Source organism: Paenibacillus sp. J22R232 (genome assembly GCF_056269165.1).
Genome location: NZ_JBWDNK010000001.1, coordinates 1,348,040 through 1,363,427, shown reverse-complemented (window position 1 = coordinate 1,363,427; position 15,388 = coordinate 1,348,040). Strand labels below are relative to the sequence as shown.

General features: G+C 45.6%; 15 protein-coding genes. All 15 read left to right on the top strand.

Going from position 1 to position 15,388, the window contains the following annotated elements:
• Positions 1–81 precede the first annotated feature (81 nt).
• Positions 82–3,168, top strand: a complete 3,087-nt coding sequence (locus AC0YN3_RS06300; RefSeq protein ID WP_475774210.1) for a glycosyl hydrolase — start codon at positions 82–84, stop codon at positions 3,166–3,168.
• Between the two features lie 486 nt (positions 3,169–3,654).
• Positions 3,655–4,008 carry a DoxX family protein gene (locus AC0YN3_RS06295; protein WP_475774209.1) on the top strand — a complete coding sequence of 118 codons (354 nt, stop codon included), beginning with the start codon at positions 3,655–3,657 and terminating at the stop codon, positions 4,006–4,008.
• 204 nt (positions 4,009–4,212) lie between these two features.
• A complete protein-coding gene (locus AC0YN3_RS06290; protein WP_475774208.1) occupies positions 4,213–4,698 on the top strand; it encodes a MarR family winged helix-turn-helix transcriptional regulator in 486 nt (161 codons plus the stop codon).
• A 36-nt stretch (positions 4,699–4,734) separates the two neighbouring features.
• Positions 4,735–5,799, top strand: a complete 1,065-nt coding sequence (locus AC0YN3_RS06285; protein WP_475774207.1) for an Atu2307/SP_0267 family LLM class monooxygenase — start codon at positions 4,735–4,737, stop codon at positions 5,797–5,799.
• A gap of 124 nt (positions 5,800–5,923) precedes the next feature.
• Entirely contained in the window at positions 5,924–6,691 is a 768-nt protein-coding gene (locus AC0YN3_RS06280; RefSeq protein ID WP_475774206.1) for an SDR family NAD(P)-dependent oxidoreductase, read from the top strand.
• A gap of 152 nt (positions 6,692–6,843) precedes the next feature.
• Positions 6,844–7,617, top strand: a complete 774-nt coding sequence (locus AC0YN3_RS06275; RefSeq protein ID WP_475774205.1) for an SDR family NAD(P)-dependent oxidoreductase — start codon at positions 6,844–6,846, stop codon at positions 7,615–7,617.
• Positions 7,618–7,752: 135 nt separating this feature from the next.
• Entirely contained in the window at positions 7,753–8,322 is a 570-nt protein-coding gene (locus tag AC0YN3_RS06270; protein WP_475774204.1) for a TetR/AcrR family transcriptional regulator, read from the top strand.
• Positions 8,323–8,744: 422 nt separating this feature from the next.
• Entirely contained in the window at positions 8,745–9,068 is a 324-nt protein-coding gene (locus AC0YN3_RS06265; protein WP_475774203.1) for an NIPSNAP family protein, read from the top strand.
• A gap of 59 nt (positions 9,069–9,127) precedes the next feature.
• Positions 9,128–9,667: an NAD(P)H-dependent oxidoreductase gene (locus AC0YN3_RS06260; RefSeq protein ID WP_475774202.1), complete on the top strand. Its 540-nt coding sequence runs from the start codon at positions 9,128–9,130 to the stop codon at positions 9,665–9,667.
• Entirely contained in the window at positions 9,667–10,302 is a 636-nt protein-coding gene (locus AC0YN3_RS06255; RefSeq protein ID WP_475774201.1) for a DsbA family oxidoreductase, read from the top strand. The genes AC0YN3_RS06260 and AC0YN3_RS06255 overlap by 1 nt, the downstream gene beginning before the upstream one ends.
• 42 nt (positions 10,303–10,344) lie before the next feature.
• The gene (locus AC0YN3_RS06250) at positions 10,345–11,082 is read left to right on the top strand and encodes an SDR family NAD(P)-dependent oxidoreductase (protein ID WP_475774200.1); all 738 of its coding nucleotides are present in this window, start codon (positions 10,345–10,347) and stop codon (positions 11,080–11,082) included.
• Between the two features lie 58 nt (positions 11,083–11,140).
• Complete coding sequence (locus AC0YN3_RS06245; RefSeq protein WP_475774199.1) at positions 11,141–11,380, top strand: tautomerase family protein; 240 nt, start codon at positions 11,141–11,143, stop codon at positions 11,378–11,380.
• 541 nt (positions 11,381–11,921) lie between these two features.
• Positions 11,922–12,425 (top strand): MarR family winged helix-turn-helix transcriptional regulator, encoded by a 504-nt coding sequence (locus AC0YN3_RS06240; RefSeq protein WP_475774198.1) that lies wholly within the window; start codon positions 11,922–11,924, stop codon positions 12,423–12,425.
• A gap of 137 nt (positions 12,426–12,562) precedes the next feature.
• Complete coding sequence (locus AC0YN3_RS06235) at positions 12,563–14,083, top strand: spore germination protein (RefSeq protein WP_475774197.1); 1,521 nt, start codon at positions 12,563–12,565, stop codon at positions 14,081–14,083.
• A gap of 58 nt (positions 14,084–14,141) precedes the next feature.
• Positions 14,142–15,296: a Ger(x)C family spore germination protein gene (locus AC0YN3_RS06230; RefSeq protein WP_475774308.1), complete on the top strand. Its 1,155-nt coding sequence runs from the start codon at positions 14,142–14,144 to the stop codon at positions 15,294–15,296.
• Positions 15,297–15,388: the final 92 nt, after the last annotated feature.

Genomic DNA, 15,388 nt, shown 5'->3' with positions numbered 1-15,388 from the left:
ATGTAAGAAGCTGACGGCGGAATCATGGAGAGGAAAGAAGCAGGTAGAATAAAAATGACTCGTTGGAGAGGATACGGGGTTATGAACATAAAAGATGGCATTTGGGATTGGGGCAAGCTGCGCGAACCTGACAGCAGCTACAGATCGGTTCCGTTATGGTCGTGGAACGACAAGCTGGAGATTGCCGAGATGGAGCGCCAGATAGAGGAAATGAATCGAGTCGGCATTGGCGGTTTCTTCATGCATGCAAGGGGCGGACTTCAAACGCCGTATATGGGCGAGGAATGGATGAACGCAGTCCGTGCATGTATCGTGAAAGTGGAATCGCTGGGCATGGAGCCATGGTTCTACGACGAGAACGGCTGGCCTAGCGGCTTCGGCGGCGGCAGCGTGCCGGCGCTTGGAATTTCTTATCAGCAAAAGAAGCTTGGCATCGAAAAGGCGCCTTTCCGTGAGGATGACCGGTTGCATACTCTCGGTTATTATGTCCCTGATGGGACAGGCTGGGCACGTGTGCCTGAGCAGCAAGCCGGGCAGGCGGAAATTCGAATCTATTGGGAGGTTAATCCTTATTATATCGACACATTAAGCCGTCAGGCAGTTCGGGCATTCATCGACAGTACTTATGAAGCTTACTGGAATAGCTTCGGCGAGTCGTTCAAGCATGTGCTGAAGGGAGTGTTCACGGATGAACCCCAGTTCGGAAGGGGAGAAATTCCTTGGTCGTTCGACCTGGAAGACGCTTATCGCGATCGAAACGGCAGGAACGTGCTCGATATGCTTCCGAGCTTGTTCCTGGATGCCGCGGATGCGAAGGAGCATCGCTACCGGTATTGGTCTTGCGTAACGGAGTTGTTTGTGGATAGCTATGCCAAACAGATCGGCGATTGGTGCGAGGAGAAAGGTTGGTCTCTCGCGGGTCATGTTGTCGATGAGCAGACGCTTATGGGGCAAGCGACGTCTGTCGGAGATTTGATGTCCTTTTATGAATATATGCAAATTCCGGGTTGCGACTGGCTGGGGCGCTTTGTTGGGGATGAGCCGCTCGTTCCGAAGCAGGTCGGGTCGGTCGCGAGGCAGCTTGGCAAGAAGCGGACGATTACGGAAAGTTACGGCTGCTCCGGCTGGAACGTCAGCATGCAGGATTTGAAGAGGATTGGCGAATGGCAGTTCGTGCATGGCATTAACATGATGTGCCAGCATTTACAGAGCTACAGCCTTAAAGGGCTGCGCAAAAGGGATTATCCGCCATCCCTATTTTATCAACAGCCTTGGTGGGCAGATTACAAGCCATATAACGACTATTTCGCCAGACTCTCCATGCTCTTGTCGGATGGGGAGAGACAGGCTAACATCCTGCTGTTGCATCCGATCCGCACGGCTTGGGTAGAGCAGAAGGGCTTTGACAGCTCGGCCATTGAGCCTTATCATGCCGGATTCGCGGGACTTTCAAGACTGCTGTGTCGCTCCTTGCTGGAACATGATTACGGCAGCGAGAGCATTTTAGAGAGGCATGGCAGAGTGGAGGACGGGATGCTAATCGTCGGTGAAGCGGTCTACTCGTCCGTAATCATGCCTCCAAGCGTGACATGGAGCCGGTCAACGGTGGAGCTGTTGGTTGAGATGGCGACGCAAGGCGGCAGTGTATTTGTCGTTGATCCGTATCCAACGTTGCTGGAAGGAAAAAAAGATGCGCTCCTGGAGCAGCTGTTGGCGCTAGCAAATAAGGTTCCCGCCAGTCATCCTGATCTAGCTGAAGATATATCGCGGACCGCAGCGCCATTCGTGCGCATGAAATCGACGTCGGGAGAGGTCCTCGCTTCTGACAACATGAACGTTCAAACGCTGAAGCTTGGCGATTCCTGGCTATACTATATTGTGAATTCGGGAGAGACGAGCTGCGGTGAAGTGGAAATTGAGTTATGCCGGGAAGGGCTTGTAACGCTGCTTAATCTGGAAACAGGGAATGAAGAAATGCTTATTCAGGAGGAGGGGGGCGGTTTCGTGCGTCTGGTCCTGCCGATCGCGGCTTCTCAATCGTATATGCTGAAGCAGGCAAACCTTCCTATCGGTGTTACCGGGCAGGAAGAGGAACTGAAGGAGATGGGTATAGAGGCTGCTCGGCAGACAGAAGTAATATTGACTGAGTCTTGGCAAGTAAAGCATGCCGATCTCAATAGCGTAACACTTGACACATGCCGTCTGAGCGTTGAAGGTGGGAATTGGAGCGAGCCGATGCCTGTTATTTATTTGCAGGAAAAGCTGCTGCTGCTAGGCCGTTCCGTACGAATCGCATGCGAATTTCATTTTCACGTCACGTTCGATACGGACCTTGAACGGCAGCTTTATCTGGTCATGGAACGTCCGGACAAGGCGCGTATAATGTTAAACGGATTTGCGATTTCAAATAAAGACTGCGGCTGGTGGCTCGATACCGCGTTCAGGAAGCTCGATTTAAGCGGTAGGCTGCTTGCGGGGGACAACAAACTGGTCATTGAATCAGAGTTTTATAATGCGCCGGAAACGTACGAAGCGATGGAGCGTGCAAAGACGTTCGAGTCGGAGGGCAATAAGCTAACCTATGATACGGAGCTGGAGAGCGTTTATTTGCTAGGCGATTTTGGCGTAAAGTCTCTTACGCCATTCGTTGACGGAGAAGGCAGAACGTTGCTAGCCAAAGGTCCTTTCACATTGACGGAAAGTCCAGAAATCCTTGATGGCGACGACTTGGTTAGGCAAGGATTTCCTTTTTTTGCTGGGCGATTGACGGTTGAACAGACGGTATACGTAGAGGAAGGCTTGCTTGGCTCAGAGACCGTATGGTCATTCGATTCGCAGCCTGATGCAATCGTAACGAAGCTTCGGGTCAACGGCCACGAGGTGAAGAGCTTCTTGTGGGAGCCGTACGCGGCGGATATCGGGAAATTTCTCGCGGCGGGAGATAATCGAATCGAGCTGGAGCTCGCAGGAAGCTGCCGTAATCTGCTCGGTCCTCATCACCATATAAAGGGTGAGCCGCTTAAAATCGGACCTGACAGCTTCACGAATAAGGTCGGATGGACGGATCGTGATTTGCCTCCTGAAACACGGGTGTACCAAGAGCGTTATGCTTTCGTGAAGTTCGGATTGTCCGCAGCTCCGAAAATGACGATGACGGCTAGGAGATAGGGAGTCGAAGAAAGGCAAGGGGATAATACCGCAGATACAAAATATTTTAACGCTTGTTCATGAGCGCTGACCACCTTTCCAGGTGGTTTTTTTATTGTCCGTCTAAAAGATCTCAAATGAAAATTATAGGCAGTAGAGCATCCAAAGTCATGGGATCATTGAACGCTGAAGAGTTTTTGTCTAGATAAAATACCCGGTTATTCTTCACGGCAGGAAGCCCGTCCCACAATACAGTTTCATACATGGGGCTAGTATCCTCTTTGCCAGTTGTTTCAGGTGATGTACAGATATAGTCACCAGCACCCTTTACCGCTCGTCAATAGAATATGGACTTAATTATGCAGATGAAAGGCAAGGTTCTTCTTCGGAAGCATCTCTGTCTTTTTTTGTGTTGACAGAATTAAAAGATATTATTATATTATATATTACTAGAATAAATAATTTTAGGATAAATAATTCTAGTACAAAAATCAGAGGAGTGAGAGTATGCATATTTTTTCAATCGTGCTTCAAAGTATTTTAGCAATTGGGTTTCTGATGTTTGGTCTTAGTAAGTTTGGAAGCAAACAGATGGTGGATGAATTCAAGAGATACAAGCTGTCTTCAGCGATGCGGATCTTTACGGGATTAGTAGAAGTCATCGCCGCAGCTATTATATTTATTGGCATTTGGAACGATTCATACGCTGTATTTGGTGGGGTATTAATGGCAGTTACGATGTTTTTTGCGGTTCTTGTCCATCTGGTTCGTGTCAAAGATCCAGCAGCAAAAGCAATGATGCCTATCATTCTGTTTGTCCTTGCCTTAGTCGTAATCTGTTTGAACTGGAACACACTTTAAGAAAAATTTGTTGGATAGAAAGCTTAAGGAAGAGCGAATCCCTTCAGACACGTCAGGTTGCTGCAATGGTTTGAAAAGGATATTAGACTCGTCGTTCATACGTACATCCTCTCTAAAGGAGAAAGGCATCGCATGGTTGAAGCCGAGGTTCCTGCAGAGTTTGATTATTCTTTGTTCAAGTGAGCCAGATAAGGTGGTAGAAGAATGACGGAACGCGATGCTGAGGGTAAGGCTCTTGATCTGAAGCTTTCAAGGGTGATGAGCAAGATGGTAAAAGCTCTGTTCGTGAGCTTGGAACGGAACATGGACAGCTATAACCTGGATAGGGAAACCTTCCTAATTCTCGAGCTTCTTTACAACAAAGGACCGCATCTCATCAAGAAAATTAGCGAAGCCAATTCGATTCCAAGCGGGAGTATCACCTATGTGGTAGATAAATTAGAGAAAAAGAGGTTCGTGGAACGGCTTGCGGCAACTGATGATCGACGCAAAACAAATGTAGCCTTGACCGGGGAAGGACGAAGCTACTTCGACAATATTTTTCCTAAGCATGCTCATTTCATCTCGGACAACTTGTCTTTTGCAACAGACGAGGAGAAGCTAAAACTCATTCATGTGCTGAAGAAAATCGGTTACGGAATCAAGAAACGTGGAAGCAATGATAAAAATGATGGATCGGGCTTTCTCTGAAATATGGATTTTATTCGATAGGAAGGGGTTTTGAAAATGGAAATAGGTGTAGATACGTTTGTCGAAACAATGCCGGATGTCCTAACGGGCGAGACGATCAGTCATGCGCAGCGGCTGCGCGAGGTTGTGGAAGAAATTGTCCTTGCCGATCAGGTAGGGTTGGATGTATTTGGGGTAGGCGAGCATCACCGTAAGGAATTCGCGGATTCCGCTACGGCTGTTGTACTGGCGGCAGCGGCGTCCGTAACGAAAAGGATACGCTTGACCAGCTCGGTTTCGGTGCTCTCTGCCGTTGATCCGGTACGTTTGTTTCAGCAATTCGCCACGCTCGATGGTTTATCAAATGGACGTGCCGAGATTATCGCGGGCCGAGGCTCAATGGTCGATGCGTTTCCATTGTTTGGATATGATTTGCAGGACTATGATGAACTTTTCGAGGAAAAGTTAGAACTATTATTAAAATTAAGGGATTCAGAGAAAGTATCTTGGAAAGGAGGACATCGGCCTGCCTTTACGAATCTTGGCGTGTACCCGCGCCCGGTTCAGACTCCTTTGCCGGTATGGCTCGGCAGTGGGGGGAATGCGGAATCGGTCATGCGGGCAGGGGTACTAGGATTGCCGCTTGTATTGGCAATTATTGGTGGAAGCCCATTGCAATTTGCTCCACTTATACCGCTTTATAAGAATGCCGCGGCTCGTGCAGGACATGATGCTTCGAAACTAAAGATAGCCGTACACTCACTTGGGTTCGTTGCAGAGAGTACCTCGCTTGCGGTCGACAAATATTTCCCGCCTACTCAAGCATCGTTTAACTATTTTGGTAAAGAGCGCGGTTGGGCGCCATATACCCGTTCAAACTTTGATGTATCCCGCAGCCTGGAAGGTGCACTTTACGTAGGCGATCCCGAAACAGTCGCCAACAAAATCATTGACATGCGCAAACATTTGGGTTTCACACGATTTTTCTTGCATTTACCCGTCGGCACGATGCCGCATGAGGATGTTATGAAAGCTATTGAACTATTGGGCAAGGAAGTCGCACCGCGGGTTCGGGAAGAGGTAGCAAAATGGGAAGCGGAGGAAGGGATATCGAAATCATAACCATTTCATTTCTCCAATGAATGGTTTGGCGATCTTTTTACAATATTAACTTACAATTAAAGACCAAATACAGGCGGGGAATGCATGTAGTAATCGTTTTGATTAACCGCTGACAGGAGGAATAATGATGGGAATTCTTGATAATAAGGTTGTGCTGATAACCGGTACAGGCGGAGGTCTGGGACGCGTCGCGGCGATGACGTTTGCACGCGAAGGCGCAAAGGTGGTCGGGTGTGATATCAATCTTGAAGCCAACGATGAGACGGCCGAACTCGTGCGGCGCTCTGGCGGTGAAATGACAGGCATTGCGCCGGTTGATCTCACCGATCCGGAACAGGTTCAGAAAATGGTTGAGGATGCCGTATCCGCTTATGGCGGGCTTGATGTCGTGTACAATAACGCAGCCATACAATATTTCGGCCCGATGCCCGAATTCTCCATTGAAGACTGGCGGAAAACCATCACCGGCGAGCTCGACATTCCCTTCTTTGTGTCGAAATTCACATGGCCACATCTGGTGGCGCGCGGTGGCGGCGTTATTATCAATGTCGCATCCATGGCAGGCTTGATTGCTGGAGAAACCCCTCCGATGGTTGGTCACAGCGCGGCTAAAGCTGGAGTTATCGCTATGACGCGGCAATTCGCGCTTGAAGGCGCGCGCCACGGTATCCGTGCGGTGGCGATCAGTCCAGGGCCTTTCCTGACCCCGGCAAGCGACCGGGACCTCGGCGACAACCAAGCAGCTAGGGACGCGATAACCAAAAAGACGCTTCTCAAACGCTTCGGTCAACCCGAAGAGCTCGTGGAGCTTGCGGTATTCATTGCTTCAGACCGGGCATCCTACATTACAGGCGCAAACTACGTTGTCGATGGGGGCGCGACCGCTTGGTAAAGCTAGTTTTACGGTTCGATCCTTGACGGTTATTCATAAATAAACGGCATCGGGAGAACATAAAAATGTTGAAATCAATGATTCAAGGGAAGCTGCGAACGTAATCGTGTTGCAAATTGCTAAAGAATGCATCTTCGAAGGGGTTAACCATAATGGGGAGACTTGATGGGAAAGTAGCATTAATTACAGGTGGCAATAGCGGAATCGGACTGGCGACAGCAAAATTGTTCATTGCAGAAGGTGCGAAAGTCGTGATTACCGGACGGAATCCGAATACGTTAAGCTCGGTAGCAGAGGAAATTGGACCGAATGTCCTTGCAATTCAGGCGGATGCTGCCGATCAAGCCAGCATGGAAAATGTGGTAAACAAGGCAGTAGCAGCCTTCAGCAAGCTTGACATCGTATTCGCTAATGCCGGTATCGCGGCTCCCACGCCTTTGGGAAAGACCGAGGTCTCCGTTTTTGAAGAAGTGCTTAAGGTTAACGTAACTGGCGTTTTTTTTACCATACAAGCCGCTCTGCCCCACCTGAAGGAAGGAGCATCGATCATCTTGACTGGCTCCACGCGAGCAATGGACGGAGCTCCGGAAAGAGCAGCCTATGCGGCGAGTAAAGGGGCCATTAGCAGTATGGCAAGAGTGCTAGTATCCGAGTTATCGCCACGTGGCATACGCGTAAACACTTTAGTGCCGGGAGCAACACGCACTCCCATATGGAAACAGTCAACACCCGGAGAAATAGCAAAGCTGGAGTCCGCACATGCTCGTACAATCCCTCTTAACCGCATGGGCGATCCGGAAGAAGTAGCCCAGGCTGCCTTATTCCTTGCTTCTAATGATTCTTCATTCGTGCAAGGAGCAGAAATTGCCGTTGACGGGGGAGCGAGCGCAGCACCTCTAGGGGCACCGATATATCGACAGACATAGGGATGAATGCAATAACATTAGCTCCTATGACAGGTTTTGGAGCGTCCATGAATTACGGAAGCGATTTGCGCTTGACTGCGAATTACCGTTCGCCTGCAAGTTGACAGGTTATCTATTGAAAGGTAGAATTGCTTCATGAACAAAAACAAAAATACAGCAGAACTCATATTGGACACTGCCCAGTCGATCGTACAAGAATTCGGATTTAATGGTTTCAGCTATGCGCACATTGCAGAAAAAGTAGGAATACGCACGGCTAGCATCCATTATTATTTCCCTAACAAGGAGGATCTAGGAAATGCTTTGATTGCGAGGTATTACAAAAACTTCATTTCTGGAATTGCTGAGATTGATAGCGTAACGGAGAACAATCTAGATAAACTGCGCAAATTCATATCGTTATACGGTGGACCTGTTCAAGATTATTGTATTTGCATGGGTGTCATGCTTTCTACTGACCTGGCTACCTTATCTAACCAAACGAGAGAAGGGATTGCAGAGTTATTTACCGCGAATCTGACCTGGTTGGAACGAGTATTGGAACAGGGACGCCGCGAAGGGCAGCTCAGCTTTAAAGGCGATTCGAATGTGCTCGCTCATCAGTTTCTTGCATCGCTTCAAGGCGCGCAATTACTGGCAAGAAGTTTTCGCGATTTAAATCGTTTTGATATGATAGCTAAAGGTTTGATATCCGCTTTAACATAAAGCAGGCGGATATTTATGTTTGAATTCTATCTTCTTATAGGTAGAATTAGGGAAAAGAAATATGATGATTAAGAGTTGACACTCTACCTACTAAAAGGTAGAATACAAACATGAACAAAATTAAGACAAAGCGAATATTTATTTTAGACACTTCTTAGTCTGCGATTGCTCAGCCATTCACCAATTATGGCATTATGCTATTTGCTTAACGAGTACAGAAGGGAAAGATCAGTTGGATTCATATCTTATGAAGGGACCAGAATTTTTAATCAACATATTCTATCTTTTAATAGGTAGAATTAGAGGGATGAAAAGATGATTTGGCAAGATAATATGGTTGCCCTCAGGTGGAAGCGGAGGCAAGCATCAAATCTTCATTGAACCAGAGCAGAAACTGATTTACTTAAAGGAGGTGGCAACAGATGTTATACGAACTGCGAATATATGATGTGTATCCAGGCAAAATGCAAGCTATACAGGATAGATTCAGAAACCATGTCATTCGATTATTTACGAATCACGGCATGAAGGTGCTGCGTTTTTGGGAAGATGCGGATGAAGCAAACAACCGTCTTTATTATGTCGTTGAGCATGCCAATATGGAGTCGCGAAACTTGAATTATGATCGTTTCCGCAACGATCCTGAATGGATTGAAGTCAAGCGGATCTCTGAACTTGATGGACCATTAGTTCATAAACAAGAAAGTATATATATGAAAAATACAGATTTTTTCGACAATAACTAAACATGATGCAGGCCATTTGTCCGGATTTACAAAAATATAAATGAGACGGAGCAACTAAAATGAAAACACTAGTAATCGTTACTCACCCGAACATCGAAGCATCCCAATGGAATAAATCTTGGGTCGAAGAATTGAAAAAGCATGATGAGATCACGATTCATGAATTATATAAAGAATATCCAGATGAAAATATCGATGTTTCCAGAGAGCAGCAGCTCATTGAGGCGCATGACCGGATTATTTTTCAATATCCGCTATATTGGTACAGTACGCCGCCTTTATTGAAAAAATGGTTTGATTCAGTTTTGCTATATGGTTGGGCTTACGGGCCGGATGCTACAAAAACAAAAGGAAAAGAAATCGGAGTTGCGATCTCGACTTATGGTACGAAGGAATCCTATCAAGCAACGGGATCCAATCGTCTCACATTGGAAGAAATATTAAATCCAATACAAGCGCTGGCGCGTTTCATAAGTGCTACTTACTTGCCGCATTTCTCACTAAGCGACACGTCTAATGTAACGGAGGAACGCCTAGCGCAGAGCAGCATCGATTACGTACAACATATTAAAACGGTAAAACCGGTTGCTGGTGAATAATGAAGAAAAATTTAACCATAGACGTTTACATGGATACGATTTGCCCCTGGTGCCGAATGGGAACGACCAGTCTGAGACAGGCTTTGAAACTGCTGCCTGTTGGGACTAAGACAACCGTGCGTTGGCATGCTTTCCAGCTTAACCCCGGTATTCGCCCTGAGGGAGAAGATTATCGCCAGGTTATGATAGGCAGATTAGGCGGTCAATCCCAATTCGAAGTAAGAATGAAGCAGTATAACGATACCGGTGCTCAATTCGGCCTTGCATTCAATATGGATATTGTAAAATATACTCCGAATACGACGTTATCCCATCAATTAATTGCGACTGCTCCCGAAGGCTTGCAAGAGCAATTAATAGACAATATCTATACGTCCTATTTTGAAAAAGGGATTAATATCGGTGATGTGGATGAACTCGTGGAAATAGCAAAAGCCAGCGGTATCAATGAGGATGCCGCTGAACTCAAAATGCGCCTGATTAAAGGCGATGGGCTTGAAAAAGTTGAAGAGGGACAACGGAACGCGCAAAAGCTGGGAATTAGAGGCGTACCATTCTTCGTCATTAATGACGAGATTAGCATATCCGGTCTACGATCCCCAAATGAATTTATTAACGTATTTGAAACCAATTAAACAGCTGCCATGGATTACATCTAGAGAAAAGGAGAAATATAAATGAGTATTAACGGAAAGGTGTTTGTCATAACTGGCGGAAGCAGCGGGCTCGGGAAAGCGATGGCCGTTGAAATGGTAAATCGGGGAGCGAATGTCGTTATCAATGGACGCCGAGAGCAGGAGTTAGCAGAGGCTGCGAAAGAGATCGATCCAACTGGCAAACATATCTGGTTTGTTGCTGGCGATGTTGCAGACCCTAATACCGCGAAGCGTTTAATCGATGAGAGCGTTGCTCACTTTGGACGCATCGATACGCTGGTTAATAATGCAGGAATCTTCATCTCCAAGCCATTTACGGAATACTCAATTGAGGACTTTGAAACGTATTTATCGACTAACGTCGTCGGGTTTTTCCATGTGACCCAACATGCGGTGGCGGAAATGCTTAAGCAAGGTGCGGGGCATATTGTTACGATCACTACGAGTCTGGTAGATCAACCATCCACTTCCGTTCCTTCCGTACTCGCTTCATTAACGAAAGGCGGACTCAAATCCGCAACCAAATCTTTGGCCATTGAGTATGCTTCCCGAGGTATCCGCGTGAATGCAGTCGCACCGGGAGTCATTAAAACTCCGATGCATCCTGTAGAGTCTCATGAAGCTCTTGCTAAGCTTCATCCAATGGGACGCATGGGCGAATCGCATGAAATCGTTGATGCCGTCCTATATCTGGATTCAGCCAACTTCGTAACGGGTGAAACCCTTTATGTTGATGGTGGACAAAATGCTGGCCATTAAACCAATCAATAAGCAGCTTAAAACAGCTTAGCATATCAAAGGGAGAGGGGATTAACTTATGCCGGTCGTTACGATTCAAGTGACCCGCGAGGGCTCAGCATCAGATCGTCAGTCTGTGACAGCAGAAGAGAAGGCGGCACTCATTAAAGGTGTCAGTGAGCTCCTGCTCAACGTACTGAACAAGCCGTTAGAGTCTACTTTCGTAGTTATCGAAGAAGTCGATACCGAAAATTGGGGTTGGGGCGGACTACCTGTGTTGGAGTATCGCCAGAAGCTTGCTGCAAAGGCTAAAGACTGATCGTACTGGGACAATAAACGAATACTATATAGGGGCTGACTCAAAAGGGGGTCGCTCCCTGAAGAAGCAGCTCGCACAATCGAAAATAAGAAAAAACTCAAATTAAACAAGCGTTGCAGAGGGCTATTCTGCAACGCTTGTTTTTTATTTTGGTCTCTTGCTGATTTCTTTAGCAAAAGACGGTAAACGGAGCATTTAAATGATTCTGGAGAAGCGTTAGCGGTCGTTTTTTTGAAGGGATTCCAACCTATCCTAGTTGATTCATAGGAATCCTTTAGCAATGGCGATCGGAAGAATATTTAAATGTGCAGTTTGCCGTTTAACCTGAACAACAAAGATATTACATCGTCAAACTACTGACATATGGGACAGCTCCTTTTATGTGCGAAGAATTTTACCAATCCGGAATCACATGTCATAGCTGATTATATTTCTTCTGCAATTTGACATATGCAAATGATCGAATTATATTAAATATCAATAGAATAAATAATTATAGGATAAAAATCGGCGTAAAAAAATGAGATAAGGTTGGTGGAACATGACTGAACGCACAGACGAGAGAAAAGCTCTCGATTTGAGGCTAATCCGCGTAATAAAAAACATGGTGGCAACGCTTTACGGTAGCTTAGAGCGTGACATTGAAAGCTACGGGCTAAGTATGGAGACCTTTCAAATTTTAGAATTCCTGTACAATAAGGGCCCACAGCCTATTCAGAAAATAAGCGAAGCCTTCTCGATCCCGAGCGGGAGCATTACTTACGTGGTTGATAAGCTGGAAAAAAAGGGGTTCGTGGAACGTTTACCTATCCCGGGTGACCGACGGAAAACAAATGTGAATATGACGGAGGTAGGTAGGAATTACTTTGACAATATTTTCCCGCAACATGTTCAGACAATCTCTGAAAATCTGTCATTTGCGACAGACGAGGAGAAGTTGGAGCTGATTGAAGTGCTTAAAAAAATCGGGTACGGCATCAAGAATCGCCAAGGTTATCCAATTGAAGAGGAAACTGATTCTTCTAGCCCTGCAGATCATAAATGATCTGCAGGGTTTTCTTTTGAAGCGTCGAATAGTACGCCATCGGCCACATCTCAGCATTCGCCTTTATGGATATTCGAATATGTTTTTCTTCAATTGGAATAATAACAGCATGAATTTAACAATCCGGAGGTCCTTTCATGAGAGGGTTTAAAAGAGCTATATCCAAGAAATACGAAGAAAAACTTAAAATGAAAGGCACTCATCTGGAGGAGAAACATGAAATAGAGTTTACTGCGGAAATTGAGCAAAACGAAAAGATATTAAAGGATACCTTTCTGCATTGTTCAGACTTGGAGTACCGATGGATAGAAGATAAATCACATATGAAATGTCTCATTGTTTATATCGATAATTTGATTGATGAAAAAATGCTTGATGAGCATGTCATTAAACCATTGCTAATTAGAGATATTCCAAATGAATCAGGCGAGCTTAAAAATAACCTGATTTCTATTGGTACCACGAATAGCTCTACAAAATTATCAGATACGGTGCGTAATTTATTAGAGGGTCACGCCGCTGTTTTAATAGAAGGGAGCAGCAAGGTGCTGACGGTTTCCATTCCCGGTGCATCCAAAAGAAGTTTGGATGAACCATCCTCAGAGCCAGTCATCCGCGGACCTAGAGACGGCTTTATCGAACACATATCCACAAACATAAGTCTGATACGTGCAAGACTCAAAACGTCAAAATTAAAGATTGAGTATATTACGTTAGGTGAGCTCTCCCAAACTAAAATAGCCATTTCATACCTAAAGGGCATTGCGGAGGATACATTAGTTGAAGAAGTGAGAACAAGATTGCAGCCGATTCAATTGGACGGTGTGCTTGACTCTGGGTATATTGAAGAATTTATCGAGGATCAACCTTATTCACCATTTCCTCAAGTTCATAGCACGGAACGCCCGGATGTGGTCGCTGCTGAATTGCTAGAAGGAAAAATAGCCATCCTGGTTGATACAACTCCTTTTGTCCTTATTGTTCCGATGACATTCTGGACGGGACTTCAAGCAAGCGAAGATTATTATATTCGTTGGCCAGTTGCTACCTTTGTTCGATGGGTTCGAATCCTATTTATTAATTTTGCGATATTTGCCCCGCCTTTATATGTAGCGATTACGACCTTCCATCAGGAGATGATCCCTACTAATCTCGTGCTAAGTATTGCAGCGGCGAGGGAAGCTGTACCATTCCCTGCAATGATTGAGGCATTGCTCATTGAAATCATATTCGAAGCACTACGGGAAGCCGGAATTCGGCTGCCTAAACAGATTGGCCAAGCGATAAGCATTGTCGGTGGATTAGTCATTGGCCAGGCAGCAGTCCAAGCAGGCTTAATATCTGCACCGGTTGTTATTATCGTGTCGATCACTGGCATTTCCATGTTTACGATTCCTCGATATAGTTTTGCAAACGGAATCCGGCTCCTTCGTTTTCCGATGCTGTTTTTGGCGGGGACTTTGGGACTCTATGGCATTGTTTTAGGCTTTCTAGGCATCATTCTACACGTGACCTCTCTTCGTTCGTTCGGTGTTCTTTATTTTTCTCCAGTCACTCCGCTTAAATTTACTGCCTTGAAGGATGTTTTCGTAAGGATACCGATATGGATGAAATTTCGGCATTCCATGAAGCCCAAATCACGAGAAGGACGAAATTAGCAGCCTTCGATAGTAGGATGGCGAGGTATAGAAGGATTGGAGGATTTTAAAGGTGAGAATGGCAAAAGGCATGATATTTCTTGTATTTGTTATCCTTTGCGGCTGTTGGGACCGTACGGAAATTAATGATCTTGCATTCGTAACAGCTACAGCGTTGGATCTCTCGGATGAAGGCGCCGTGTTATGTTCCCTTCAAGTCGCCATACCCGCATCTATTGAAGGTGGCAGTCGCGGTGGCGGAGAAGATAATCAATTTTTCATTATATCCGCAGAAGGCAAAGATGGAAATGAGATTCACCGAAAGCTTCAGAAGAAGAGTTCTCGTATATTATTTCTCTCGCATCGCAGCGTTATTTTCGTTAGCGAACGTTTAGCTAAGCAGGGAATCGGCGATGTCCTGGATATTTTCACACATGACCCAAGGAATCGCCTAAAGACCTATATCATGGTAGTGAAAGGAGGAGAAGGACGGAACATTCTGAAAATGAATTATCCTTTGAAGCAAGTATCAAGCGAAGCGGTGAAGGAGATGGAAATTTCAGGGGAGGATGTGGCAGTCACCTTACGTGATTTTTTTATGGCGCATGCAAGTGAGGGGATTCATCCCGTTGTAGGGACAATTGAACCTGATGTCCATTCCAAAGATACAGATAAGGAAATTTTTAATTTTGCTGGCGCCGGCGTCTTTAAAGACTTCAAACTAAATGGTTTATTAAATGATAAAGATACATTGGGGCTGTTGTGGGTAACCAATAAGCTGAAGACCGGCCGTATCACGACGAATTTGCCCAGAGGCGGGGAAGTCGGTTTGGTCATAAGCCATGCACATAGCAAAATCATAACAGAGATTTCAGACCAATCCGTACAATTTAAGATTCATCTTGAAGGCCAAGGCAGTTTGGCAGAGAACACGTCGAATTTGGATATTAACGAGCCGGAAAATTTGAAAGTTATAAAAAAAGAGTTGGAAAACGCTGTGAAGAAACAGGTTCAAGATTTCCTGTTTAAAATCCAAAAGAAATATAAAGTGGATAGCGTCGGGTTCGGCCAAGAAATTTATAAGAATTATCCTAAAAAGTGGGCTATTTTAAAGCCGAATTGGGATACGCTGTTTCCGGAGACACCGATAGCGATTGAAATTAACCTAACTGTAAAAGGAGCCGGAATGGTACATTCTTCTTTCGGAAAGGAAGATGAGGGTGACGGGAAATGATCTTGCAAATCGCAGCTTTTATACTAGTCATGTTAGGCATGACGGTTTACTACGTTCAGCATTTGATGAAAAAACAACAAGCTAGAGCGGCT

What these genes read in the sequence shown, in the direction of transcription:
- AC0YN3_RS06260 (WP_475774202.1), top strand. Translation starts at nt 9,128, where the DNA reads ATGAAAACACTAGTAATCGTTACTCACCCGAACATCGAAGCATCCCAA.
- AC0YN3_RS06290 (WP_475774208.1), top strand. Translation starts at nt 4,213, where the DNA reads ATGACGGAACGCGATGCTGAGGGTAAGGCTCTTGATCTGAAGCTTTCA.
- AC0YN3_RS06245 (WP_475774199.1), top strand. Translation starts at nt 11,141, where the DNA reads ATGCCGGTCGTTACGATTCAAGTGACCCGCGAGGGCTCAGCATCAGAT.
- AC0YN3_RS06285 (WP_475774207.1), top strand. Translation starts at nt 4,735, where the DNA reads ATGGAAATAGGTGTAGATACGTTTGTCGAAACAATGCCGGATGTCCTA.
- AC0YN3_RS06240 (WP_475774198.1), top strand. Translation starts at nt 11,922, where the DNA reads ATGACTGAACGCACAGACGAGAGAAAAGCTCTCGATTTGAGGCTAATC.
- AC0YN3_RS06230 (WP_475774308.1), top strand. Translation starts at nt 14,142, where the DNA reads ATGGCAAAAGGCATGATATTTCTTGTATTTGTTATCCTTTGCGGCTGT.
- AC0YN3_RS06250 (WP_475774200.1), top strand. Translation starts at nt 10,345, where the DNA reads ATGAGTATTAACGGAAAGGTGTTTGTCATAACTGGCGGAAGCAGCGGG.
- AC0YN3_RS06300 (WP_475774210.1), top strand. Translation starts at nt 82, where the DNA reads ATGAACATAAAAGATGGCATTTGGGATTGGGGCAAGCTGCGCGAACCT.
- AC0YN3_RS06275 (WP_475774205.1), top strand. Translation starts at nt 6,844, where the DNA reads ATGGGGAGACTTGATGGGAAAGTAGCATTAATTACAGGTGGCAATAGC.
- AC0YN3_RS06295 (WP_475774209.1), top strand. Translation starts at nt 3,655, where the DNA reads ATGCATATTTTTTCAATCGTGCTTCAAAGTATTTTAGCAATTGGGTTT.
- AC0YN3_RS06280 (WP_475774206.1), top strand. Translation starts at nt 5,924, where the DNA reads ATGATGGGAATTCTTGATAATAAGGTTGTGCTGATAACCGGTACAGGC.
- AC0YN3_RS06265 (WP_475774203.1), top strand. Translation starts at nt 8,745, where the DNA reads ATGTTATACGAACTGCGAATATATGATGTGTATCCAGGCAAAATGCAA.
- AC0YN3_RS06255 (WP_475774201.1), top strand. Translation starts at nt 9,667, where the DNA reads ATGAAGAAAAATTTAACCATAGACGTTTACATGGATACGATTTGCCCC.
- AC0YN3_RS06270 (WP_475774204.1), top strand. Translation starts at nt 7,753, where the DNA reads ATGAACAAAAACAAAAATACAGCAGAACTCATATTGGACACTGCCCAG.
- AC0YN3_RS06235 (WP_475774197.1), top strand. Translation starts at nt 12,563, where the DNA reads ATGAGAGGGTTTAAAAGAGCTATATCCAAGAAATACGAAGAAAAACTT.